This is a genomic window from Pseudarthrobacter sp. 01T43, from assembly GCF_056398665.1.
Map to the genome: position 1 here is coordinate 272433 of NZ_JBFTPV010000004.1, position 25471 is coordinate 297903.

Here is a 25471-nt window from a genome sequence, read left to right on the forward strand (position 1 = left end):
GGATCCTGGCGTCGCAACTGGAGGTGCAGTGGCAATCTTTACGGACCCCATCAGGGAACATGCTGATTTCGGGCCGGGCGATGCCGAATGGCTGCACCTCCTGGTGGGTGACTGGCAGATGGTTGCGGACCTGGCGTTCGCGGACCTGGCGTTGTGGTTCCCGCACCCGGACCACGGCTATGTTGCGCTGGCCCATGTGCGGCCCTCAACCACGCACACGGTCTTCCACGGTGACTTTGTAGGGGAGCCGATCCGGGCCGACCTCCAGCCGCTGGTGGACAAGGCCTGGGCGAGCCGGGCCATCGAACGGTCCAGCGAGACCAACTGGAGCTCGGACATGGCGTTGCGGGTGGAGGCTGTGCCGATGGTCCGCAACGGCAGGACCCTGGCTGTGGTGACCACTCACATGGACCTGTCCAGTTCCCGGATGCCTTCCCGCCTGGAGCTCACGTACCGGCAGTGTGCCTATGACCTTCTCCGCATGGGAACGCTGGGGCTGTGGCCGGACTTCGCGTCACCCACGGGCTCGCGCCGCGGTGCTCCGCGTGTGGGGGACGGGCTCATCAGGCTTGATGCCGAGGGGATTGTGCAGTACGCAAGTCCCAACGGCGTATCGGCTTTCCGGCGGCTCGGCGACGGCGAGTCGCTGGAAGGACGGTCGCTGGCCGAAGTGACCGCCAGCCTGCTGAAGGACCGGCGCATGGTGGATGAGACGCTGCCGCTGGTGGTCACCGGGCGGATGCCGTGGCGCAGTGAGATTGAATCCCGTGGTGTGAGCCTGTCCCTGCGGGCCATTCCGCTTCGCGATGAGCAGCAGCGCTTTGGCGCGCTGGTGTTGTGCCGGGACGTTTCGGAACTGCGGCGCCGGGAGATGGAGCTTGTCACCAAGGACGCCACCATTCGCGAGATCCACCACCGGGTGAAGAACAACCTGCAGACCGTTGCCGCCCTGCTTCGCATGCAGTCCCGGCGGATGGTCAGCGACGAAGCCAAACAGGGGCTGGAGCAGGCGATGCGCCGTGTGGCTACCATCGCCCTGGTTCATGAGACCCTGTCCCAGGGCCTGGCGCAAAGCGTGGACTTTGATGAACTCATCGGCCGCCAGTTCAGGCTGTCCGCCGAAGTCGCGTCGCCCTCCCAGCAGGTCAAGACCGAGCGTTCCGGGCTCTTCGGTGAACTGCCCAGCGACTTCGCCACCCCGCTGGCACTGGTGATCAACGAATTGGTGACCAACGCCGTCGAGCATGGTCTGGAGGGACGCACGGGAACTGTGTGGCTCATTGCGGACCGTTCCGAGGAGGAAGACGGTGAGGAGCTGCTGACTGTGACCATCGCCGATGACGGCGTGGGGCTGCCGGATACGCCGCACGTTGAGGGTCTGGGGCTGCAGATCGTCCGGACGCTCGTCACCAGTGAGCTGGGCGGCAGCATCCAGTGGCAACCCCGTGAGGGCGGCGGGACGGCCGTCCAGATCCGGCTGAGCCTGGCGGCAAGGTAACCCCGGCCGCAAACAGTTCACCAAGCGAGAGGCGGGCCCGAATATCGGGCCCGCCTCTCGTGCATTTCCTGCGCTTGCTGTGGTTGTTAGCCTGCCGGGTTACTCATCCGGTAGAGGAACGCTGCCATCTGGTCACGGTTGATCTGGTCGGCCGGACGGAAGGTCTTTGTTCCGTTCGCTTCAGTCCATCCTTCGGAGATCCCCTTGGCCGCCAGCCATGAAATCTGCCGGTAGAAGGGGTGGTTCGTGGCCACGTCCGCGAACGGTGAGACCGCAGGGGGCGTGTACTGGGCGTCAGTGGTGCCGCTCATCCGGTACAGGAACGCTGCCATCTGGTCACGGTTGATCTGCTCCGCCGGACGGAAGGTCTTTGTTCCGTTCGCTTCAGTCCATCCTTCGGAGATCCCCTTGGCCGCCAGCCACGAAATCTGCCGATAGAAGGGGTGGTTCGTGGCCACGTCCGCGAACGGTGAGACCGCAGGCGGCGTGTACTGGGCGTCAGTGGTGCCGCTCATCCGGTAGAGGAACGCTGCCATCTGGTCACGGTTGATCTGCTCCGCCGGACGGAAAGTCACCGATCCGTTCGGCTCAGTCCAGCCCTGGGAGATCTTTTTATCCCACAGCCAAGCAATCTGCGTGTAGAAGGTGTGAGTCGTGGAAACATCCGCAAACGGCGAAACCGTAGGCGGAATGTAGCCCCCCGGAGCCAGCATCTGCACGTTGTCCACGTAGGCGGTGATGCCGGTGCCGTTCACAATGACCTGCAGGCTCGCCGAGGCCACAGTGGCGGAGGTGGGCGTGTAGGCGAAGTTCATCGATTCCACCCACCTGGCGTTCTCCGTCTTGTAGAGCTTGCCGGAGATCCAGGTTCCGGCGGCGTTGTACTCGTCGACGTAAAACCCCACGTCGCCGGTCGTGATCGCCGCCACGTTGAGGAAGGCCTTGAACAGGTAGGTCGTTGCCGGCGTCACGGGAACCTTCGGTGAGAACAGGTGCGTCAGGGGGGCCGCACCTGAGACGAGCTTCACGGAATTGGTCGCATCCGGGAAGCTGCCGTTGTTGCCCGCATCGGCCGTGATGGTCGCCGGAGCATCAGTGCTCCAGCCGTCCCCGAGGCCGTTGTTGAAGGTCGGATTCGGCATCAGGTTCGGCGTCCCCGTCACGAGGCCTTTGCTGATGTTGACGTTTTTGATCTGACCGGCAGCCACTTTGGTCTGCACGTACGCGGCGAGCTGGTCGAGCTCGGCGGTGCCGTACTCGTAGTCGTCCGGGACCTGGCTCGGCGTCGGCCTGATGTCGTGGAAGGTGAACACGGCCCAGGTTTTGTTCGCTATCGCCTCGTCGACCTTCAATTTCAGGGTGGCGACCGTGGTGGTCACCTCCTGGGCGGGCGTGTTGTGCAGCAGGAGATCGCCGAGCGGCCAGGGGTTGTTGCCAACGTCGGCGAAGCCGCGCATCGAGGTGTAGTACTTGGCCACCTGGGCGACCGTCGACATGTCGTAGTCGCCATACGGCGCGGCGAACGCTGTCGGGTTGAAGCCGTTGGCTACCAGCGCGGCTTTACTGTTGGCCAGCTCGGCGTCCACCTGGGCGGCCGTCAGCTTGGTGGCCTGGCAGTCGCCTCCGACGCTCACGAGGCACTGATGGTCTACGGTATGGGACCCGATTTCCCAGCCGTAGGTGTTCTGCAGCTGCGTAATCTGGGCCCACGTCATGTAAGGCACATCAGGGTTGGCCCGGCACGTGTTCGGCGCGGTTGTCATGCCGACGCAGCCGGTGGGGACGTAGCTGGTGCCGGTTAGCCCGTACTTCTGAAGTACAGGTGCCGCCTGCGTGATCGCGCTCGCCTGTGCGTCGTCGAAGGTGAAGGACACCAGCGGCTGCGGCGCAGGGTTGTCCATCGCGGCGTTCGCCACCCCGGGCGTCAGCAGGGCGGCGGACAGCGCCGCCACGGCCAACCCGACGGTCACAAGCTTGGCGCGCGCCCGCGGCAAGCCGGATCTGGTTCTGGTCATGAGTACTTCCGTTCTGTTCGGATGGTTGACAGCGCCGGGTTGCACCGCCGTGTAGTGATCGCAGGCCCTGCAGAAGCTCGAACATCTGAGCGGCCGGCATGACTTGGATGCCGCTTTGGTCGATGAGCTGCAGCTGGGCGCCGAGGGCGTCGCTGGTGATGGTGATCCGGTCCGCCGCGATGGTGTGCTCCTGGGTGCCGATCGAGTCGGGAGTCGCGATCCGGTGGTAGACGAGGACGAGCCAGCCCTTCACACCCGACGTCCCGGGGAAGGCGTCCGCGGGCGGGGAGTGGGCAGCACGCCTGATTGGCTGGGGGAATTTGCAGAGCGTCCCGCCGCCTGAAATGCAGCCCCAAGGGATGTCGATGATCCGGCGTTTGGATAAAGTGCCTCCGCGGTGAGGCAGCAAATTATCGGGAAAGTGCAGCGGCCTGCAGCCGCCCAGGTCGGGCGCGGTTTGCGGGACCCTGTTGCGCCGGACTCCGATTATCCCCACGATGCTCTCCATTCCCCCATCGACTGCTTTGGTGCTTCTCGCGGCGGGACCAAGCTACGGTGCGATGCTGGATGATCCGGCGTAGGTAACCAGAGTGACATGGCGAAAATCGCCCATCAAGGCGCGGGGCTACTCAAATGTTGCATGCATGGAAAGACAAGTAGCAGAACAAAGAGGGCGCGTAGAAGCTAACCCTGTGCCTGAGTACTTACAAAGGGAACCAAGTAGTTAAAGGGAGTGGAGTTACGGATGGGCGGGTAGTGCACGGACATACCCAGTTGGTGGGTGAACCTTTGCAGGGGGGTGACTCCGGATGGCTAACTCAACCGGGCACAAACCAACTTCTCTTCCATCGGACCTTCACCTCCAGGCAAATGCCCATGCTGGAAGTCCAACGGCGATGGCCGCGACCAGAAGGGTCGCGGCCATCGCTTTGTGCAAATCGTCTGCTCTGTTGTGTGGGTGCCGTTGTGTTGGCGCCGCGGGCTTTGTGCTTAGGAAGCGCGGCGGGCCCTGGCGGCGCGGCGCTTGAGGGCGCGGCGCTCGTCTTCGCTCATGCCGCCCCAGACGCCGGCGTCCTGGCCGGATTCGAGGGCCCACTGGAGGCAGGTGTCAACCACAGGGCAGCGGCGGCAAACGCTTTTTGCTTCCTCGATCTGGAGGAGGGCTGGCCCTGTATTTCCAACGGGGAAAAACAGTTCCGGGTCCTTGTCGAGGCACGCCGCGCGGTTACGCCAATCCATGCTGATCAGTTGCTCCAATTCTGGGAAAAGCCGTTTGTGAAATTATTCACTAGGGGCTACAAAGGAAAAGGGCCCTGCGGGGCCCCATCGGTCATCTTCATCAAGATTGTCATGTTAACGCTGTGTAAACAAGGGGTAATACAGCTTGAAATCCCCGGATTCCTGAGCGATACATCACATCCGTGTTGCCGACCCCCACCACTGTCCGACTATGTCCGGTAGGGTGCCAGTGTGTCAAGAGCCCCCCAAAACCCCTCAGATCCGCTGCCCGAACCTGACCACGGGACTCAGATGCGGCCGCGCGGAATCCTCGTGATCGCGTTGATCGTCGCTGCTGAGGCCACAGCCCTTTTGGTTGCCGCCGGCTGGTACGGCTTCGAGCTCGTGACCGGAGCGCCTGTGCTTTCCTTCTGGGGCGCTGTTTTCACCTTGGGCCTGTTGTTGGCGTTCTCTGCCTGGCTCTATTCAGTGGGGCACTTCCTTTTCCGGGGGCGCCGGTGGACGAGGTCTGCCGCGCTGGTGGCCCAGCTGTTTGTCCTCACCATCGGCTTTCCCACGCTCACGGCCGGCGTGGTGCTGGCCGGGCTGGCCATGCTGCTGCCGGCATTCACAGCCCTGGTGCTTCTTTTCGATAAGCGCGTTATCAGCTATGCCTCCCGGACCGGCGGGCTGCCCCGGGCACTCTAAAGCTGGGCGGACTTGGCGGAAGCACTAGGCGGCGAGTCCTTGCATTTTCTCGTCCGCTGGTACCCAACCCAACTGGACAGCCAGGGCGCGGCCGTTCCGGACCACGATGCTCCGCCCCGGTGGAGGGTTCGCTTCGGCCTCAAACCGCACCCCGAAGAGATCGCCGTCCAAGAACGTCCGAGGGCCGATCAATACGCCGGCGCCCAGGTTGCGCGCCTGGAGCGCGAGCGGAACCCGCTGGGACAGGGCCGGACTGAAGCCGGCAGTCATGACCACAGTGATTCCGAGGGCATTGAGCTCGACGAGGTGGCGGTTCACGTCGTACGGCAAAAGGTCTGCATCGTCCACCAGGGCCACGGACCCCTTGGCGATAGTGCCGGTGGATGCCCGGTTGAGGATTTCGGACCAGTAGGCCGTTGGTTCGATCTCCGGTTCGGGCCTTAGCCATGGTCCTGCATGGGGGTTGACACGCGGCAACAGCCGGAGAAACGATGATTTCCCCGACGACGGGCCGCCCAACACAACCAGAACCGCACCTCTTGGTACGCGGACGGAGACCGGTTCAAGTTCGTCGCCGCCGACGCCTACCCGAAGGAGGCAGGGCGTGTGTCCTGCCTTGGCCCGTATTTCATCCGGCATACGGGCGGGTGTGCCGTCGAGGCGTGGTGTCTCAGTCTTAGCGAGGATCCGGGACGCCGGGACCATGGAAGGCAGAGGCTCAATGCGGAAGGGCAGGTTTGCTGGAGTCATCGTTGTGAGAGTCGTCTTCCACGGCGGACTTGGCGCCGTACCGTCAGCACCGGGTGGATGGGGAGTGTAGAACTGGCAGACAGCTGTTTTCCCGGCCGACAGTGCGCCCATGGCCACGCCCCGACCCGCCACGGATGCAGTCGGAGGAAGTTTCGGCCAGGCAATCCGGCTCTCTTCGCTTGAACCGGTGGGAAAATACACACGGTTGGGTATGGCGGCGAAGAACCTGGCAGTGACCATTTCCCGTTGGCCGGAGATGATCACACTGATACCGGCCCTGCCGCCGTCACGGATCAGGTCGTGGACCAGGTCCTCAGCCCAGGCAAGCGGCCCCGACCGAAAAGCCGAGGCCCAGGAACCCCAACCGGCAATCACCAGCGCGAGCGGCGTGGCATCGCTGGCGGGATCGGCCAGCCGACGCGATTGCTCCTGTGTGAGCCGCTCCAGAATGCGGACTGCCCGCCGAAGCTCGTGCAGCCCGGCCCTGGCACCCACCCGGCCGTGCGAGGCCAACCCGGCGAATGAGCTGTCCGGATCCAGGATGTACAAGTGCGATTCGTGTCTGTGGGAGGCGAGACGGCGAACCGCCAGCCGGATCGCCTCAGTTACGCCTGATTCCGGTACGCCCGCGAACGCCAAATGTCCGTGCGCCGCGGGTTCCCAGATGAGTGGCGCCGTTCTCTGTTCCGAGGGCAGGTCCATCAGTCCGAGCCTGACGGTCCAGCTGTCACCATTTGGCACGGCGGATGGTTCGGGCAGCACGCCAGGGAGCGGGGGAGCAACCGGCTTCCGGAGAGGACCGCCGCTCATGGCCTCCCATAACCCGGACATGGAAGCGATCAACGGCGTGGTCGCCTGGGCGGGTGTCGGTTCGGCGCCTTCGCCTGCTGGTTCATCTCCAGCGGGCGGGGTGTCGATGTGGTCGGATGCCAGGTGTACGGAGAGCCCGGTTGGTTCGGACGCAATAGCCCCGGCAGTCAGTGAACCGGCTTGGAACTCCACCGGAGCTTCAGTACCACGCACAAGGTAGGCGCGGCCCGGCATGTCTATGCTGATCCCGGCGGCGGCTTTCGAATTGATGATGTCCGTTGACTCCACTTCGGATTGGACCCGCAGTGCGATGCTTGTGGTCACGTTTGCGCGGATGTCCGCCGTCAATGCGCCTTGCGGCCTTTGTGTGGCCATGATCAGGTGTATCCCGAGCGAACGGCCGATGGCTGCGATTCGCATGAGTTCGCGGAGTGCTTCCGGGGCGTCTTCGACGAGCATGCGGAACTCGTCGATGACAATCACGAGGTGGGGGAGCGGTGAGGCGAGGCCCGCCGGAGTCGCCCGGTAGGACGCTAGGTCGGGGGTTTGCACTGCTGCCAGGGCCTCTTCCCGGAATCTGATTTCGGCGCGAAGCGACTGCAAATACCGTTCCAGTTCATGGCTGCTGAGATCGGTAAGCACGCCTACGCAGTGCGGAAGTCCCGTCAGGGGCCCCAGGCCCGAGCCTCCCTTGAAGTCCACAAAAAGGAAGTTGATGCGATCCGGCGGGTAGCTGAGAGCCAAGGCAACAGTCAGGCTACGGAGGAACTCAGATTTTCCCGAGCCCGTCGTACCGGCAACCAATAGATGCGGTCCGTCGGCTTGGACGTCCAGCATCTGCGGGCCCGCCGCACCCAACCCGACCGGAACGGCCAATCCGGGCTGCCTGCTGTTTACTTTCCACCGTCTGGTTATTTCGGGGGTGGGGGCCGGGAGAAGATCCATGAGCCGGCAAGAAGGTGGGATGCTTCCACTGGCCGCGCCGGTCTTGCAGGGATCCCTGGCCAAGCGGCGGCAAAACCCGTCGAAGACGACTGCGGGCGCCAGATCCGCCAGGAAGCGGATGCTTTCGGTTCCTGTACTGAACACGGAGCTGCGTTCATCGAGCTCGACGTCCGCACTGAGCGGGGTTTCGCCCTCGCTGGGGAAGTGGATGACCTGCCACTGATGTTCGAGAGCCTTTTCGATGATTGCGGGCGTGTTCTCTGCGCCGTCCAAAAGCATCAACACGCCATGCCCGCGTGAGGGCCCGAAGCCGCGTTTCAGCAGGTCCTGGACGGCGCCAGGACGGCTGGACAGGGTGACGCCTTCCAGGAAACGGGCGGCGAGGGGCAGCTGATCAACCTTTCCGTGGACCACCACACGGGTATCGCGACCCAGTGGGTAGCCGGCGAATTGCATCAGGAGTGAACGCACCAGTCCCTCCGCCGCGTCGCGCGGTCCACGGATGCTGGTGAGAGGACGTGCGGGGTCGAGGGTGACCGGCAGCATCCCGCCTGGTGGGACGGCCAGGCCCGGATCGGGCGGCTCGAATGTGAGGTTGGCTGGTTGAGTAGTTTGGCCCAGGCGCAGCCAGATACCGTTGCCCGTGTCGGGGGCAGTCCGGTTCCTCTCTGTGGCACCGCCGATGGCAAGGGCGGACAGCGGCGGCGCGGCCCGCCGTCGTCGGATCCGATCTTTGACCACAGCGGCATGGACGGCCGCCGCCAGTTCGCGGCGTTGCCGACGCCCGCCGATTACTGGCACAAGGATGGAGATCGCCGACACCGCGGTGAAGGCCAGGAACATCCACATTCCAGTGACGACTGCAAGGCCCACGCCAATGACTACCGGCAGAACAGCGGTCAGGAGTAGCGCCGCCCGGTTCGAGGGATCGTCGCGCCGCCTGACGACCAACGGCTCGTGGACATCGGTGCCTGCTTGGTCCAATTGGTTGTCGGGCTGCTCCAGGAAGACGAGTGACATGGTTGAGTTGCCGCAGCTAATCGTGGAACTGGTCGTGACGACGGCGTTCCGCTGGCGCTCGCCGTCCACTTCGGTGCCGTTGGCGCTGGCGAGGTCCTCAATTGTGATGGCTGTCTCGGTGACCACCAGGCGTGCGTGGGCCCGCGACAGATCGGCGTCGGGGATGACGATCTCGGCATTATTGCGGCCTATGAGGTAGGTGCCCCGCCGGAGGGGAATCACCAGGCCAGCCCCCGGGCCGCTATGCACGGCGAGTGCCAGGGAGGCGGGTGGTTCGGGCGTGCGCTGCCTGGACCGGCGGGCAGTCATGTTCGCCGCATCGACGAGGACGGCCCCGGTGACTAGCGGAGGCTGCCCGAGAGTGAGTGAACTCACGCCGCGCCCCTCGACGGACACTTGGCCGGTACCGAACCTGGCGGCCAGCACCTGTTGCAGGGCGGCACCTGCGGCACCGACCGGACCCTCGATGGTCAGCTCCACGGGCGGTTCCTGCATGGTTGCGCACGGGCTCCGAACGAGCGTGCAGTGCAGCAGCATGATTGAGGTTCCTAACAGTCAGCTTCCTTCCACGCTAGCCATCAGGCCGGCATGTGTCGCGGGGTGGGTTGCCGTATGTGGAAAAGCGCAGGTGCTTCCTCGGAGCCTGTCCACAGCCGGCACGCCTCGGTTAGGATCAGTGGCACTGCGCCTCACGCCTACGCCGAGCCGCCTCAGCCGAAGGAGCGATCCCCGTGATTTCAGTGGAATCCAGCGCCGATGTTTCAGCAGACTCGGACATTGGCCAGGGGTCGAGAGTCTGGCATCTGGCGCAGGTCCGGGAGGGCGCCGCTCTGGGGGAGAACTGCGTCATTGGCCGCGGCGCGTACATCGGTCCCGGCGTGCAGTTGGGAAACAACTGCAAAGTGCAGAACTATGCCCTGGTTTACGAGCCGGCAGTCCTTGGCGACGGAGTCTTCATCGGCCCCGCCGTCGTACTAACGAACGACGTGTTTCCCCGGGCGGTCAACTCCGACGGGACGCTCAAGACGGAGGACGACTGGGACAAGGTGGGCGTCACCATCAAGGCTGGAGCAGCCATCGGCGCCCGCGCCGTGTGCATTGCGCCGGTGACCATCGGCTCCTGGGCAACGATAGCCGCAGGGGCCGTGGTGACGCGCGATGTGCCGGACTTCGCACTGGTGGCAGGTGTCCCCGCCAAACGCATCGGCTGGGTGGGCAAAGCAGGACTACCGCTGCGGGAAGACAACGGGTCGTGGCTCTGCCCGCACACGGGTAGCCGCTACGAGGAGCACGACGGCGGGCTCCGCGAGGTAGGCGTTTGACGGTGGTTTAGTGCTTGCCGGGTGAGGTACCTGACTCTCCGGATTAGTAGGTCACGATGGGGTCTCGGGTACGCTGGTTCAGCAGACGAAGCCGAACATTGCGCTGCCCGCTTTCGAACCAGGAGATTTTGTGACCGCTGACCTCGTCATCGTAGGGTCTGGCTTTTTTGGCCTGACAATCGCAGAACAGGCCGCCACCGAGCTCGGCTTGAAGGTGGTTGTTCTCGACCGCCGGCACCACATCGGTGGCAATGCCTACAGCGAGAAGGAAGCGCAGACGGGGATCGAAGTGCACCGCTATGGCGCGCACCTGTTCCACACTTCCAACGAACGTGTGTGGGAGTACGTCAACCGTTTCACAACCTTCACGAACTACGTCCACAAGGTCTATGGCGTGCACAAAGGTGAGGTTTACTCCCTGCCCATCAACTTGGCCACGATCAACCAGTTCTTCCGTGCGAACCTGACGCCGGGCCAGGCGCAGGAGCTGATCCAGGAGCAGGCGGGCGAGCTCGCTGGAACCGATCCGCAGAACCTGAACGACAAGGGCATCCAGCTGATTGGCCGGCCGCTTTACGAAGCGTTCATCAAGCACTACACGGGCAAGCAGTGGCAGACCGATCCCAAGGATCTGCCTGCAGGCGTCATCTCCCGCCTCCCGGTGCGCTACAACTACGACAACCGGTACTTCAACGACAAGTACGAGGGCCTGCCCACCAACGGCTACACGGCCTGGATCGAAAAGATGGCGGAACACCCGAACATCGAAGTGCGGCTGAACACGGACTTCTTCGACGAGTCGCACGAGTACAGCAAGAACAAAGTCGTTGGTAACATTCCCGTGATCTACACCGGCCCCGTTGACCGCTACTTCGACTTCGCCGAAGGCGACCTTTCGTGGCGGACCATCGATTTCGAAGAGGAAGTTCTCGACGTCGGCGACTTCCAGGGGACGTCGGTGGTCAACTACAACGACGCCGATGTGGCCTACACGCGCATCATAGAACCGCGCCACTTCCACCCTGAGCGCGAGTACCAGACCGAAAAGACCGTCGTCATGCGGGAATTCTCGCGTGCCGCCGAAAAGGGCGACGAGCCTTACTACCCGATCAACACTGCCGCTGACAGGGAGCGGCTGCTCAAGTACCGTGACCTGGCTGCCGCCGAGAAGGACGTCCTGTTTGGCGGCCGTCTCGGCACCTACAAGTACCTTGACATGCACATGGCCATCGGCTCTGCCCTGACGATGTTCGACAACAAAATCCGCCCGCACTTCGAGGGCGGCGCCAAGATTGAAAGCGGAGGCGTAGACGCATGAGCGGTGAGTTGCTTGCTGCTCCCGACAACGGCGGCGGACTTCTAGACGTCATTCGACGCCGGGGTTTGCTGCGCCTCATCGTTCGTAAAGAACTCAAGGTAAGGTACCGGAGTTCCTTTTTGGGCCTTCTGTGGTCCTACGTCCGCCCTGCCGTGCAGTTTGTGGTTTTTTACTTTGCATTGGGAGTTTTCCTGGGGCTCAACAAACAACCGAATTTCGTTATATATATGTTCTCCGGAATCATCCTGGTGAATTTTTTCTCCGAAGCGTTCGGTCAGGCCACCCGTTCTGTTGTTGCTAACGGCGCGCTTGTAAAGAAGATATATCTTCCTCGCGAGCTATTTCCGGTTGCATCGGTGTGGGTAGCCATCGTGCATTTCTTCCCACAATTCTTGATTTTGCTCGGGGCCTGCTTCTTCTTTGGCTGGACTCCCAGCGTGAACCAACTGATCGGGGCCGCAGGTGCGTTCGTTATAGTCACTATTCTGTCGCTGGGTCTCGGGCTCCTTTTTGGTGCCGCGAACGTGATGTTCCGTGATTCCGAGAACATCGTCGACCTCTTTTTGATGATGGCCACTTGGCTGTCCCCTGTGCTATACGCCTGGTACCTGGTCCGAGACACGCTTGGTGAAACGTTCTACTTCTTTTACCAGCTGAATCCGATGACGATTGCGGTTGAACTTTTTCATGCTGCTTTCTGGTCACCAACAGCTGCCGTGAAGTTGGCGCCGGAGGGTGCCCGCCTGCCGGACAATCTTTTGTCCATCTGGCTGCCGGTGGGCTTGATTATTTCGTTTTTGTTCCTGGCGCTGGGGCAGTCAGTGTTCCGTCGCCTTGAGGGCAGATTTGCGCAGGAGTTGTGATGCCAGAAGCTATTGTCGTCGAGAATGTTTCGAAGCGGTTCAACCTCCGGCACACGCGTTCCCTAAAGGAAACCGTTGTATGGCTTTTCAAGGGCCGCCGCGGCGACCTATCGTCAACATTTATGGCGCTTGATGGAGTCGATGTAACGGTGGACACCGGGGAGTCCGTGGCCTTGCTCGGGTTTAATGGATCAGGCAAGTCGACGTTGCTGAAACTTATTTCCGGGGTGATGAGTTCTGACACTGGCAGTATCCGCACCCGGGGAAAAGTTGCAGGCCTCATCGAGGTCGGCGCCGGGTTCCACCCGGATCTTACGGGACGGGAAAACGTCTACCTCAACGGCGTGATCCTGGGAATGACCGAACAGGAAACGGCGGACAGGTTCGATGAGATCGTCGCCTTCTCTGAGATCGGTAAGTTCATCGACACCGAAGTTAAGTTTTACTCATCCGGAATGTTTCTCCGTCTGGCCTTCTCTGTCGCGGTACACACCAAACCTGACGTCTTCCTGATCGATGAGATCCTCTCGGTCGGTGACGAGCCTTTCCAGAAGAAGTGCTTGGCGCGGATCCAGGAACTTCGGGAGACGGGAACCACTTTGGTAGTCGTCAGCCACGATTTGGACATGGTGAGCAAGGTCTGTGACCGTGGGGTGGTGCTCCAAAAGGGCATCAAAATTGCCGATGGCCCCATCGAAGATGCGGTCCGCCTCTTGCGAGAAGGCTAAAGGAAACAGCACATGAACGTGATTGCAACGGGGGATCCTCATGAATAATGCCCATAAGCTCTTTGAGATAGTCGACGACGGCGGCTCTGGACTGGCAGGTCTGGAAAGCCGCCTCTCAGACAGGGAACTCGGACTGCTCGTTGGCGGATTGAACTACCACTCGCTGATCCAGCCGGGCCGTGAATTCAGGGTCATAGTCCTCCGTGCACCGGACGGTGAGTTCCCGCGCCTGACCGGAAATGCGTGCCACACACACGAATGGGAGCCCAACCGCACCGTCGTTTGCGCAGTAGGCATCAAGAGCACGGTTTCAGCCGTGGCGACCATCGATTCGCCTATCATTCCCTTGGTCTTGGATTTAGGTGGAGAACGTGCTGAGGGCGGAGAAAACTTCTACGACCGTCCGGGCCGGAAAGCCAAAGTGCTGCGCGTTGCCCGATTTGGTGCACCAATCGCTTTCGATGCCTTGCGCCAGGGACTCACTGATTACTATGAAAAGCGCGTCACCCCTTACCGCCGGCCGCACCGCATGGCTCCCCCTGAATCGACCGCGCCTCTGCTCGGCCAGTCTCACCAGGGTCAGCCTGCAATCCTCTTTGGGCTGCACTGGCTCGAAATGGGAGGTGCAGAACGATGGGCCATCGAAACGATTGCCCTGGCCCGCGAGGCCGGCTTCCTCCCGATTGTTTTGACCGACCGGGAGTCAGCCCACCCCTGGATCACTCGGCCCGAATTGGACGGGGCGCTTGTCCTGCCAATGGACCTGCCCATTTCCGTCGAGGAAGAGTCTGCTTTGTTGGTGGCACTGCTGACGAAGTTCTCCGTTCAGGGCATCCATGTCCACCACAACGGCTGGTTGTATCACCGCCTTCCATGGTTCAAAGCCATGGATCCTCGGATCAGGACGGTCGACTCACTACACATCATCGAGTGGCGGACCGGCGGATTCGTTGAGCTAGCGGTGAAGCTGTCCAACGCTATAGACATGCACCACGTCATCTCACCACAGCTGAGAGACTATATGGTCTTGCAACGCGATGTCCCCAGGGAAAAGGTTTCCCTGGCTCCGCTTTATGGCCTGAATCATGTCGCCGCGGCCTCGAAAGTTGAGAAGGAGCCAGGACGTCCTTTCACCGTGTCTTTCGTCGGTCGACTCAGCCAGCAGAAGCGCCCGTATCTTTTTCTGCGCTACGCTGCCCAGCTGATGCGTTCCGCGGAGCAGGATGTCAGCTTCATCCTCCACGGCTCAGGCACGCTGGAAAAAGAGACAGCACAACTGGTCGCGAAATATGGGCTGACGGACCACATCGAACTACGCCAGCCACCGCATTCCGTAGACGAAACGCTCGCCGAATCGGACCTTCTGGTCATTTCGTCGGACAACGAGGGACTCACCCTGACAACGTTTGAGGCAACCGCCCACGACGTAGCGGTCCTCTCCACTGACGTCGGTTCTCAAGCTTCCTTGGTGTCCGCCCAGGCGCTGGTGCCGAGACAACCGCTGGCGTTTATCAAGGCAGCCGTGGAGCGCACGATGGCGATCATGGCTTCGGAGGAATTACGCGAACAGATCGTCGAAGAACAAAGGCAGAAGATCGCTGCGCTGAAGGAACTTCCCGACGCACGGATTTGGACAACAGAACTTTACGAAGGATGGAAAGCATGACCGACCAGGTCGCAGCCGTAGTAGTCACCTTTAACCGAGTTGACAAGCTCGGACGGGTGCTCGACTCAATCCTGGCCCAGACGCGGCCCGTGGACCGGCTCATCGTCATCGACAACGCCAGCACGGACTCAACCCCGCAGCTGCTGTCGGTTTACCACGACGATCCCCGCGTGGAAATAGTCCGTCTGGATTCCAACACGGGCGGTGCTGGAGGATTCGCTGCCGGGATGGAGCGCGCCTACGAGCGGGGCGCCGACTGGGTGTGGATCATGGATGATGACTGCTACACCGATGAGAAAGCCCTGGAAAGACTGCTGGCAGGCCATGCAGACGCCGAGAAAGAACTCGATCGTAAAGTACCTTACAGCTGTTCCCTCGTCCGCTACACCGACGGCTCGATCTGCGAGATGAACAACGCCGGCGCGACCTGGGACTGGGGCCGCCTGATCGCCAAAGACCAGAAGGCTGTGCTGGTCACCAACTGTTCCTTTGTTTCAGTTCTTATTCCGCGCCGTTCCATCGCAAAATATGGCTTGCCCTTGGTTGAGTACTTCATCTGGTTCGATGACATGGAGTACACCCTCAGGATCAGCGCCGAGGGACCCGGAGTTCAGATTCTCGACAGCGTTGTGACTCACGATATGCCGACAAACCGCGGCGTGAACTTTGGGGACCTGAATGCGGCGAATGCCTGGAAGTTCTTCTATGGAGCTCGGAACGAGTCATCGTACCGCTGGCACCACGATGACAAGCTGGCTTGGGTGAGGTTCGTGGTCACAACGTTTGCATGGATGCTTAAGGGCGGGGTAGGGCGCCGCCTGCAGCTTAGTGTTGCCAAGCAGGTCCTTGCTGGGATCAGGTTTGACCCCAAGCCTCAAATGGCGCGCACCGTGCGCTGAAGGCTATGAAGGCATAACAAAAGGGGCACCGACAGGGCCCCTTTTGTTATGCCTTCGTTTAGCGGACGGGATACAAAACCAGCGCCTCGGTCCGCTTGTTTGCCGCCAACCGGATCGCAGTTGTCTCAAAGTCGGGCGAACCGGTCGGTTCCGGAAGTTCCAAGTCTCCGCTCGCAGCCGTGTAGGTCCAACCGGATCCGAGATCCAGCAGGGAGCGGTGCTTAATGTCGTAGTATTCGTCACGAATGCCGATGGCGACGCCTTTGGCACCCGCGGCCGCAGCAACCATGTGCGGATGAAACCTGGAGGTGTACCAGTGCTGTCCACGGCGTACCGGTAGCCCGTCGCTCCAGACCTGGGTAAAGGGTATGAAGTTCTCCTCGGGAATTATTCCTTCAAGGGCATCGAACATTCGACGGTCGGACCCTGGAATCGCTTCAGCGTAGCCCACAGAGAGACCCTTTGCGAGCGAGTTCTCGACTACGGCCCGCAGTTTCTCCCTGAGCCGGGAAAACGTTGGTTCATCGGTCATGTCGCTCTGGATGCACAGCATTACGTCCTTGGCACGGGACTGAACGCCTGGAGAGTTAGTACTACGGTGCAGCTCATTGAGGATGCCGAGGAATGCATCGTCTAATCCTGTTTCGAGACCAAGAAATTCCGCGCTGGCGTCGTCGCGGACGCTTACTTCCGAGAAGTCACCGAACGTCTTTGCTAATTGGTCCGCGTTCTCGGGCGGGGGCATCAGCCCTAGCCCGGAACCTGCGAGCCTGCAGCCGTTAAGCCGTTGTGCGGCCGCCATTCCCGCGACCAGCCCCACGTGGTCCGGCCAGACCCCATTCACATAGCCTCCGCCCAGGAGATGAATCGAGTCCGCTTGCCCCAACCTCATGAGCCCGACGTCAAACATAGGCGTGCCGCCACGGTTGACAACGTTCGTGACGTGATCCCACACGCCCCGGGCAGACTGATCTGAAGCCTCGGCGCAGGCGCGCCAGAGTGTGTTCGTGGTGTGCAGGCCAGGATGGATGCCTGCAAATAAGGCGCTTGCCGTACCCGGCTGTGGGCAGTCCAGCCAGATTGCGGCGTCGGGCCGGACTCGGGCGAGGAACCGGAGCCAGGAGGCCACAATGAGCTCGTCGCCATAGTTTGGGTTCCCGCCTGAGGCCACAAGGTAGATGTTCTCAGTCATCGGCCAAGGTTAACACTTTCACTCGGAGCCAAACCAATTAGGGGAAGGCAATAACCAGCGACCCCGACGGCCGTCAACTTGGGAGCGTAGCGAACCATGGCATAAGCTACCTTGGGCCCGGCTTTACCCGACCCATTACTGTGACGTCTGAGGAGTTGGGTGGGTTTGTCGACAAGTCGAACGGTGCCATTGGGGCGACGGGGCGAGTTCCACAGGCCAGAACGCCGCCCACGCGCCGCGTCTGGACCGAAAAGCGGCTTCCGCGCAGATATTCAGGCTTTGCGCGCGATCGCCGTTGGGATGGTGGTTCTGGGACATATCTGGCCCAACAAGCTGACCGGCGGCTACGTGGGCGTTGACGTCTTTTTCGTCATTTCAGGCTTCCTCATTACGTCCCATTTGTCGAAGGAGATCTTTGCGACGGGGAAGCTGCGCTTGGTGGCGTTTTACTCAAGGCGGATCCGCCGGTTGTTGCCGGCCGCCTTCGTGGTACTCAGCGCATCCCTCGTCGCGGCAGTGCTGATCCTTCCGTTTTCCCGTTGGACCGACACGGCCCAGCAAGTATTGGCAAGCGCGCTGTATGCCGAGAACTGGGTACTGGCGGCTAACGCCGTCGACTACTCGGCATCTACTTCATCCGCTACTGTTGCGCAGCACTACTGGTCGCTGTCAGTGGAAGAACAGTTTTACCTTCTATGGCCCCTGCTGATGGTGGGCCTGGCGGCGGCGGCAGTTCGTTTGAGGGCCCGGCCGCGGGTCATCGTCGCGGCGGGAATCGCCCTGGCCGCTGCCGGCTCGTTCGCGTTGTCCGCCTACCTTGCCGACGCAGGCCGGCATGAGGCCTATTTCTACACCCAAGTGCGGCTGTGGGAATTCGGTGTGGGTGCCGGGTTGGCCCTGATGGTTAACCGACTCAAATTCCCGCCCGTCGCCGCGAACCTTCTCGCGATCCTGGGGTTAGGCGCTCTGATCGCCAGCGCTGTCTTGTATAACGCTGCTACGCCCTTTCCGGGTACGGCCGCGCTCCTGCCGGTCCTCGGCACCGCGATGGTCATTGCGGGCGGAACCCCGGGCCATTTCATGTGGCACAGCCGGGTGACCTCCCTGCCGCCGGTGCAGTTCTTGGGAAATATATCCTATTCGCTTTACCTCTGGCACTGGCCACTGATCGTCGTTGGCCCGTTTCTCATTGATGCGGAACTCCGCACACCGGAGAAGCTCATTCTATTGGCGATAGCTGTTCCCCTAGCGGGCGCCACCAAGGTCTGGGTTGAGGATAAGGGATTGAAGTTTCGGCCGAGTTCCAGACCTGCCATGAAGACCGCGGTGGCCATGGTGGTAGGAATGGCCGTCATTGCTGCAGGCTGCGCCGGCGTGTCGATGGGACAGCAGTTCCGGGTGGCTGAATCGGAACAGATCATGCTCAACCAAAAGACTTCCATCTGCTACGGACCCCAAGTGATGGATCACCCCGCCAAATGCGGAGACAGGTTCGGGCCTGCATTTGTGTCGACGATGAGCGAAGCTAACGCCTACTACACACCAGCCTCCGAGTGCACGGACAACCTGGACATCCTCATGGCAGGTGAAAAAAGGACCACGAGGTTTTGCGACTTCAGCGGCGGTGCCCCGGATGCCCCGACCGTCTGGCTGGTCGGTGACTCCCACGCCCAGCAATGGCAGGCTCCTCTGTTCGACATGGCCAAACGGAACAAATGGCTGCTTAAAATAAGCTTCCTGGGCGGCTGCCCGCCGGCTGCCGTAACGTATGCAGGCTTCTATGCCTCGGTGGCCGACCAGGGCAGCGTCAACAATTGCAGGTCGTGGGGGCAAGCCGTGTCCGAGGCAGTGGCCGCTGACAAGCCCGCCTATGTCTTCACGTCAGCCTTCGCCCGTAGAGAACGCGTCGACGACGGTTCGGGTCGGTCACAGAACGAACAGTATGCCGAAGGCTTCGGCAAATACTGGAATTCATGGACGTCAGCCGGCAGCACTGTGGTAGTCCTGGCAGATCCGCCCTACAACGTGGATGTCCGGGCGGCGGACTGTGCTCTGCTGAACGCCCAAGACCCTGCTCGTTGCGCTGTTGACCGGTCCGTGTCGGCTCCTGCGGATCCTATGGTTTTCGCAGCAGAAGCCAACAAGGACCCCCGCGTGAAGCTCGTTGACCTGACCGACTACTTCTGCGACAGCAACAAGTGTTACAGCGTAATCGGAGGTGTGGTGGTCTACTACGACGTGAACCACCTCAACGTTGAGTTCAGCAGGCTTCTGGGCCCGATGATCGAAGCTCGTCTTTAGAGAAGCGCCAACGCTTGGACTCCAACGACTTCAGTCGCAGGAGACAACTTTAAGCAGCCTGGCGGCCCCTTGACTGTCCACAACCTTCACCGACGGTGAATCCTTGACATCCACAACACCACCAAAACCCTTGGCGGCCGCAGCATTGGCCAGGTATGTCGAACCGAAGTCGAGGATGTAGTCGACGTTCCTGGCCTTGGCGATCGAGCAAACGTAGGAGCCGGGCAGGGCGTCGCCAATGTCCTCGTTGATGGCCGTGAGTTCGGGGTCGTTAGTGGAGAACATGTGGTAAATGCTGACTTTGCGGCCCGTAAGGGCATACGCCAACGAGCCTCCGTTCCAGGGGTTCACCGCGATCGTGGCGTCCTCGGGAACTGTCTTCGGCAGGCGCTTGATCACGGCCAGTTCGTCTGAGTTGACGATCGGCGAAGTGGCGTCCATGACGTACGCCCGTGACGCCTCCTCGGTAATTCCTCGCATGGTTCCAGTCTGCGTAGTAATCGTGGCGGCTAAAATGAAGAGCGTTGCCAGCGCGGCAGGGACCGCAGCAGGGTGTTTGTGGCTCAGCGCCCCGTTTGTCTTGATGGCGGCCCTGGTCATCGGAGCCTTGAGGGCGTCCCAAAGGAACAAAATGCCTATGATGGCGAGGACCACGGTGAAGATCGGCAGAAGGGCCGCAAGCCTGTAGCTGTCCTGATACCAGCCGCCTGTCAGCAACATCCGCCAAAAGCCCTTGGGCGCCGAAGCTGTGGTGATGTAAAGGATTACCGGCACGAGCCAGCACAGGGCGATCCAGAGTTCCCGGGAGTGCCGTAGTACCCGCTGAAGGCCAATAAGGGCCAAGATGGAGACGGCCCATGCGGCGGGACGCCCGATAGGTGCATTCAGAATGACTTCGCCTACAGCGCCGGTCTGGCTCGTGAACGGTGCCCACCCGTCGTAGTCGACAAGAGGCCGCAAAACCCTCCATACCAGGGCAAATACCAGCAGCCCCACAACGGTTGCCCCGATGATGATTAGCGCCTGCCGCGGACGGAAGGCGCGGCCACGGAGGCCCAGAAGTCCGCAGCCCGCGACCCACAGCCCGAGGGGGAGTGAGAAGGCGACCAAGGACAGGAGCCCGTTCGTCTGTGACAGGGCCAGCGCGGGGAGGGCCACCGCAAGGGCCATCCACAACATGGTCTTGTCTTCACGCCTGTCGAAACCGAGCCTGCACAGTCCAACAACTAGTGCCACAGCGGCCGGCAGCAGGGCGTAGGACAGGATGTTTGGGTACAGTGGTCCGAAGTCCATTATGGAGATCGGGAATGCCGTGAACCCTGCGGCTAGGACGCCCGTGAGGGCCAGGGCCACGGGCCGCGGTCCGATGATCTGGTGCACCAGGAAAATCAGCGCCGCAGGCCAGACCACGGCGCCAATGACGATGTTGAAAACATTCTCCGCGACAACCACGTCCGACGTCGAAAGCTGAGCGATCAGAGCCGCTGCCGAGTGCCATGCTGAGGGGTAGATGGCGCCGCCGCCTTCGCCTCCCGCCATGCCTCCGAGTGTCAGTGACGATGCGTTGCCGGTTTCGAGAATGTAGCGGATGGCATTTAGGTGGAACACGTTGTCAAAGCGCTGGGCGAAGTTCTCCGGATTACCGATGACTTCCATGAGTCGCCGTCCGGTCAGGAATGCGCCGAACGCGATGCCGATTGTTGCTCCAGCCCATACTCGAAAGGGCGTCGGTTTTTGAACTGAAACCGTGGCTTTAAGCACAAAGCGCCGCAGAGCCCACCCGGCGGCGGAGGCAGCCGCTGTGGTCAGCAGCAGTGGCAGGAGGTTCCATCGGAGGCCCACCGCGCCTGCAGCGATTCCGGCCACGCCGATGATCCCGACAGTGAGTAGGGGCGCAAGGCACAGGAGCGGAAGCCGCCGGGCCCCGATGAAGTAAGCCAGCACTACGCCAGGGCCGAAAGCGATGAGAAAAGCGACGGCAAATGCGGGCAGGGCGTTCAACCAGGTCATTTAGGGCTATACCTGTTCTTAGTTGTTTGCGCTGCGGAGAAGTTCCAGCAGGTAAGTTCCGTATCCACTCTTCACCAGGGGTTCGGCGCGTTCACGGAGGTCCTCGTCGCTGAGGAAGCCAAGCCGCCACGCGATTTCTTCGGGTGCGCCGATTTTCAGGCCCTGGCGGTGCTCCACGGTTCGAATGAAGTTGGACGCATCGTTGAGCGAATCGAACGTGCCGGTGTCCAGCCATGCCGTGCCGCGGGGAAGGATTTCAACCTTCAGCTGGTCGCGTTCCAGATAAGTGCGGTTGATGTCCGTGATCTCGAGTTCGCCCCGGGGGGAGGGATTGAGGCCCTTGGCGATGGCAATGACTTCGTTGTCATAGAAATACAGTCCGGGAACGGCGTAGTGACTGCGGGGCTTTTCCGGCTTCTCTTCAAGGGAGATCGCACGTCCGCTGCTGTCGAACTCCACAACACCGTAGGCTGTCGGGTCCGAGACCCAGTAGCCGAAGACGGCACCGCCCTCGATGTCCTTGAAGCGCCGAAGCTGGGTTCCCATGCCTTGGCCGTAGAAGATATTGTCGCCCAGTACCAGGGCCACCGGTTCATTGCCGATGTGCTCTTCGCCGAGAACGAATGCCTGAGCGAGTCCGTCTGGACTCGGCTGCTGCTTATACGTGATATTGACGCCAAATTGCCAACCGTCGCCAAGCAGACGCTGGAATTGTTCGGCGTCGTGGGGAGTGGTGATGATGAGGATGTCCCGGATGCCGGCCAGGATGAGAGTGGAGAGAGGGTAGTAGATCATGGGCTTGTCGTAGACAGGCACCAGTTGCTTGCTTGATCCAAGAGTGATCGGGTGCAGCCGCGAGCCTGTGCCGCCAGCCAAGATGATTCCACGCATGCGCTCTATCATTGCGTGCATTGTCACGGCCAGCAAACCAGTCAGCCCTGCGGCGGAGGGTCCATCGCGGAAAGTCTCGGCTGGAGCCGTCTAAGCTGGCTGCATGCAGAAACTTCTCGTGACCGGTGGTGCCGGTTTCATTGGTTCCAATTTTGTCCATTACGTACTTGAGAACACCGATGACCATGTCACGGTGCTGGATAAGCTGACGTACGCGGGCAATCGGGAGTCCCTGAGTGGGCTGCCGGGGGAGCGTTTCCGGTTCGTGCAGGGTGATATCTGCGACGCTGCATTGGTGGATGGGCTTGTGGCGGACTGCGATGTAGTGGTTCATTACGCGGCGGAGTCGCATAACGATAACTCCCTGCATGACCCGCGCCCGTTTCTGGATACGAACATTATTGGTACGTACACGCTGATCGAGGCTGCCCGGAAGCACAGCAAGCGTTTCCACCACATCTCCACCGATGAGGTTTACGGGGACCTGGAGCTCGATGATCCGGAGCGGTTTACTGAGGAGACTCCGTACAACCCCTCGAGCCCGTACTCGTCCACGAAGGCCGGCTCTGACCTGCTGGTCCGCGCTTGGGTGCGTTCGTTCGGGCTGCAGGCCACCATCAGCAACTGCTCGAACAACTACGGCCCGTACCAGCACGTGGAGAAGTTCATCCCGCGCCAGATCACCAACGTGATCGACGGGATCCGGCCCAAGCTCTACGGCAAGGGCGAAAACGTCCGCGACTGGATCCACGCGAACGACCACTCTTCGGCCGTCCTGGCGATCATCGATAAGGGCATCATCGGGGAGACCTACCTGATCGGTGCCGACGGTGAGAAGAACAACAAGGACGTCGTCGAGCTGATCCTCAAGCACATGGGCCAGTCCCCGGACGCCTACGACCATGTGGTGGACCGGCCGGGCCATGACTTGCGCTACGCCATCGACTCCGCCAAGCTCCGCAAGGAACTGGGCTGGGAACCGAAGTTCTCCAATTTCGAGGCCGGCATCGAGGACACGATCGCCTGGTACCGCGAGAATGAAATCTGGTGGCGGCCGCAGAAGGCCCAGACCGAAGCGAAGTACAAGGAACAGGGCCAGTAGCCTCATGTCGATCGAGTTCTCCAAGAAGCTGGCTGCGCATCAAACCCCGATCCCCGGCGTCGTTGTCTATGACCTGCCGGTCCATGGTGATAACCGGGGCTGGTTCAAGGAAAACTGGCAGCGGGAAAAGATGTTGGCTTTGGGGCTGCCGGACTTCCGCCCGGTGCAGAACAACATCTCGTTCAACGAAAAGGCCGGCACCACCCGCGGCATCCACGCCGAACCGTGGGACAAATTCATCTCCGTGGCCACCGGCAAGATCTTCGGTGCGTGGGTGGACCTGCGCGAAGGCCCCTCCTTTGGGGCCGTCTTTACGATCGAACTGGACCCGAGCCAGGCAATCTTCATCCCAAGAGGTGTCGGCAACGGATTCCAGACCCTCGAGGACAACACCGCCTATACCTATCTGGTCAACGACCATTGGTCCGCCGATGCCCAGGGCCAGTACACCTTCCTGAACCTCGCCGACGAGACCGCCGCCATCGCCTGGCCTGTCCCGCTCGCGGAGGCCCAGCTCTCGGACAAGGACAAGGCCCACCCCCGCCTCGCGCAGGTCGTGCCGATGCCGGCGAAGAAGATCCTCGTGGTCGGCGCGGACGGTCAGCTCGGCAAGGCCCTGCGGGAACTGTACGACGGCGACGCGACCGTCGAGTTCGCCGGCCGCGCCGGTTTCGACCTCAGCAGCGAAGCCTCGTTCACGGAGAGGAACTGGAAGAACTACTCCACGATCATCAACGCCGCCGCGTACACCGCCGTAGACGTTGCGGAAACCGCGGAAGGCCGGGCCGCCGCCTGGGCGATCAACGTCACCGCCGTCGCACGTCTGGCCCGGACCGCCGTCGAGCATGACCTGACCCTTGTGCATGTCTCGTCGGACTACGTCTTCGACGGCTCCCGTGAAAGCCACGACGAGGCTGAACAGTTCAGTCCGCTTGGTGTCTACGGCCAGACGAAGGCGGCCGGCGATGCCGTCGTCAGCGTTGTTCCGCGCCACTACATCGTGCGGACCAGCTGGGTCATCGGCGAAGGGAACAACTTCGTCCGGACCATGGCATCCCTCGCCGCACGGGGCATCGAACCGTCCGTGGTCAATGACCAGATCGGCCGGCTCAGCTTCACCGACGATATCGCCGCAGGCATCCGGCACCTCCTCGAAACCGACGCGGGCTACGGCACCTACAACCTCAGCAACGACGGCGAACCCCAGTCCTGGGCCGACATCGCCGCAGACGTGTACGAGTTCTCAGGACAGCCCAGGTCAGCCGTCACCGGTGTGAGCACCGAGGAGTACTTCGCGGGCAAGTTGGCAGCACCCCGGCCGCTGAACAGCGTTCTGGACCTCGCAAAAATCCAGGCCACGGGCTTTCATCCCGCCAGCGTCGTTAGCAGGCTAAAAGAGTACTTGAGCTAGCCGGAGGGCGCCGGCGCGGCTTGGGCTGGACACGAGTTGTCGGATTCCGGCCTTCGCAGCGGCATCGATGTCCGGTGCCGGTGCCGGTGCCGGGGCCAAGCCGGAGGCGTGCCATATGCAACAATTGATCTGTGAGTCGCACCTGGATCGTAATCCCCATGTACAACGAGGCTACTGTCGTAGGTTCGGTCATCGAGGGGCTGCGGAACGAGTTCCCCCACGTCGTTTGCGTTGACGACGGCAGCACAGATGGGTCGCAGGAGAAGGCGCGGGCGGCCGGCGCCGTCGTTGTTCAGCACCCCATTAACTTGGGCCAGGGGGCAGCCTTGCAGACCGGCATCGAGTTCGCCCTGCAGGATCCGGAATTGGACTGCATTGTAACGTTTGACGCCGACGGCCAGCACAGGGTTGAGGACGCTAAGGCCATGGCGGAGCGGGTTAAGTCGGGAGAGGCCGAAATTATCCTTGGCTCGCGCTTTCTGGACGACCGCACGAAGCTCTCGTCCGCGAAACGACTCGTTCTAAAGACGGCGGCCATCCAGTCCAGGCTTGCCACAGGTATGAACCTGACTGACGCGCACAACGGGCTGCGCGCCTTTAACCCCCGTGTTGCCTCCCACATCCACCTGACACAGAACCGGATGGCCCATGCTTCCGAGCTGGTCAACCAGTTGGCTAGGCTCAAGCCGAAATATGCGGAGCACCCCGTGGAGATCATCTACACGGACTATTCCAAGTCCAAGGGACAATCCCTGCTTAATTCGGTCAACATCGTGGCCGAACTGTTCTTCAAATAGCCCCCAG

18 protein-coding genes are annotated in these 25471 nt (G+C 61.6%); 12 read left to right on the forward strand and 6 right to left on the reverse strand.

The features are described 5' to 3' along the window. Positions 1 to 28 precede the first annotated feature (28 nt). Positions 29 to 1498 (forward strand): sensor histidine kinase, encoded by a 1470-nt coding sequence (locus tag AC1DIM_RS06960; RefSeq protein WP_477709753.1) that lies wholly within the window; start codon positions 29 to 31, stop codon positions 1496 to 1498. An 86-nt stretch (positions 1499 to 1584) separates the two neighbouring features. On the opposite strand, the gene AC1DIM_RS06965 is transcribed toward AC1DIM_RS06960, so the two are convergent. Together AC1DIM_RS06965 and AC1DIM_RS06970 are read right to left on the reverse strand one after the other, a co-directional pair. After that, on the reverse strand, positions 1585 to 3513 hold the full coding sequence (locus AC1DIM_RS06965) for an S-layer homology domain-containing protein (RefSeq protein ID WP_477709754.1): 1929 nt from the start codon (positions 3511 to 3513) through the stop codon (positions 1585 to 1587). Positions 3514 to 4503: 990 nt separating this feature from the next. After that, a complete protein-coding gene (locus AC1DIM_RS06970) occupies positions 4504 to 4752 on the reverse strand; it encodes a WhiB family transcriptional regulator (RefSeq protein ID WP_003804966.1) in 249 nt (82 codons plus the stop codon). A gap of 291 nt (positions 4753 to 5043) precedes the next feature. Here AC1DIM_RS06970 and AC1DIM_RS06975 point away from each other — a divergent pair, with 291 nt between their 5' ends. Beyond that, the gene (locus AC1DIM_RS06975) at positions 5044 to 5439 is read left to right on the forward strand and encodes a hypothetical protein (protein ID WP_477709798.1); all 396 of its coding nucleotides are present in this window, start codon (positions 5044 to 5046) and stop codon (positions 5437 to 5439) included. 24 nt (positions 5440 to 5463) lie between these two features. Here the strand turns inward: AC1DIM_RS06975 and AC1DIM_RS06980 are convergent, their stop codons facing one another. Continuing rightward, positions 5464 to 9459: an FtsK/SpoIIIE domain-containing protein gene (locus AC1DIM_RS06980; protein WP_477709755.1), complete on the reverse strand. Its 3996-nt coding sequence runs from the start codon at positions 9457 to 9459 to the stop codon at positions 5464 to 5466. A gap of 236 nt (positions 9460 to 9695) precedes the next feature. Here AC1DIM_RS06980 and AC1DIM_RS06985 point away from each other — a divergent pair, with 236 nt between their 5' ends. From AC1DIM_RS06985 to AC1DIM_RS07010, 6 genes are all read left to right on the forward strand, one after another. Then, positions 9696 to 10286, forward strand: coding sequence for an acyltransferase (locus AC1DIM_RS06985; protein WP_477709756.1), 591 nt, complete (start codon positions 9696 to 9698; stop codon positions 10284 to 10286). Positions 10287 to 10416: 130 nt separating this feature from the next. Next, positions 10417 to 11604 (forward strand): UDP-galactopyranose mutase, encoded by a 1188-nt coding sequence (gene glf, locus AC1DIM_RS06990; RefSeq protein ID WP_477709757.1) that lies wholly within the window; start codon positions 10417 to 10419, stop codon positions 11602 to 11604. After that, a complete protein-coding gene (locus AC1DIM_RS06995; RefSeq protein ID WP_477709758.1) occupies positions 11601 to 12467 on the forward strand; it encodes an ABC transporter permease in 867 nt (288 codons plus the stop codon). The genes glf and AC1DIM_RS06995 overlap by 4 nt, the downstream gene beginning before the upstream one ends. After that, the gene (locus tag AC1DIM_RS07000; RefSeq protein ID WP_477709759.1) at positions 12467 to 13195 is read left to right on the forward strand and encodes an ABC transporter ATP-binding protein; all 729 of its coding nucleotides are present in this window, start codon (positions 12467 to 12469) and stop codon (positions 13193 to 13195) included. Before AC1DIM_RS06995 ends, AC1DIM_RS07000 begins: the two co-directional genes overlap by 1 nt. Positions 13196 to 13235: 40 nt before the next feature. Further along, complete coding sequence (locus AC1DIM_RS07005) at positions 13236 to 14861, forward strand: glycosyltransferase (protein ID WP_477709760.1); 1626 nt, start codon at positions 13236 to 13238, stop codon at positions 14859 to 14861. Further along, the gene (locus tag AC1DIM_RS07010) at positions 14858 to 15760 is read left to right on the forward strand and encodes a glycosyltransferase family 2 protein (RefSeq protein WP_477709761.1); all 903 of its coding nucleotides are present in this window, start codon (positions 14858 to 14860) and stop codon (positions 15758 to 15760) included. Before AC1DIM_RS07005 ends, AC1DIM_RS07010 begins: the two co-directional genes overlap by 4 nt. Before the next feature lie 58 nt (positions 15761 to 15818). Here AC1DIM_RS07010 and AC1DIM_RS07015 read toward each other — a convergent pair whose 3' ends face one another. After that, positions 15819 to 16952 (reverse strand): polysaccharide pyruvyl transferase family protein, encoded by a 1134-nt coding sequence (locus AC1DIM_RS07015; RefSeq protein WP_477709762.1) that lies wholly within the window; start codon positions 16950 to 16952, stop codon positions 15819 to 15821. Positions 16953 to 17135: 183 nt separating this feature from the next. On the opposite strand from AC1DIM_RS07015, the gene AC1DIM_RS07020 reads away from it, so the two are divergent. Next, positions 17136 to 19253: an acyltransferase family protein gene (locus AC1DIM_RS07020; protein ID WP_477709763.1), complete on the forward strand. Its 2118-nt coding sequence runs from the start codon at positions 17136 to 17138 to the stop codon at positions 19251 to 19253. A gap of 30 nt (positions 19254 to 19283) precedes the next feature. On the opposite strand, the gene AC1DIM_RS07025 is transcribed toward AC1DIM_RS07020, so the two are convergent. Continuing rightward, a complete protein-coding gene (locus tag AC1DIM_RS07025; protein WP_477709764.1) occupies positions 19284 to 21263 on the reverse strand; it encodes a DUF6541 family protein in 1980 nt (659 codons plus the stop codon). An 18-nt stretch (positions 21264 to 21281) separates the two neighbouring features. After that, positions 21282 to 22154: a glucose-1-phosphate thymidylyltransferase RfbA gene (rfbA, locus tag AC1DIM_RS07030; RefSeq protein WP_477709765.1), complete on the reverse strand. Its 873-nt coding sequence runs from the start codon at positions 22152 to 22154 to the stop codon at positions 21282 to 21284. 103 nt (positions 22155 to 22257) lie between these two features. Here rfbA and rfbB point away from each other — a divergent pair, with 103 nt between their 5' ends. The 3 genes from rfbB (at position 22258) to AC1DIM_RS07045 (ending at position 25464) form a co-directional block, all read left to right on the forward strand. Continuing rightward, positions 22258 to 23256 carry a dTDP-glucose 4,6-dehydratase gene (gene rfbB, locus AC1DIM_RS07035; protein WP_477709766.1) on the forward strand — a complete coding sequence of 333 codons (999 nt, stop codon included), beginning with the start codon at positions 22258 to 22260 and terminating at the stop codon, positions 23254 to 23256. Positions 23257 to 23260: 4 nt separating this feature from the next. After that, on the forward strand, positions 23261 to 24667 hold the full coding sequence (locus tag AC1DIM_RS07040) for a sugar nucleotide-binding protein (protein ID WP_477709767.1): 1407 nt from the start codon (positions 23261 to 23263) through the stop codon (positions 24665 to 24667). A gap of 131 nt (positions 24668 to 24798) precedes the next feature. Continuing rightward, on the forward strand, positions 24799 to 25464 hold the full coding sequence (locus AC1DIM_RS07045; RefSeq protein WP_477709768.1) for a glycosyltransferase family 2 protein: 666 nt from the start codon (positions 24799 to 24801) through the stop codon (positions 25462 to 25464). The last annotated feature ends 7 nt before the right edge of the window (positions 25465 to 25471 follow it).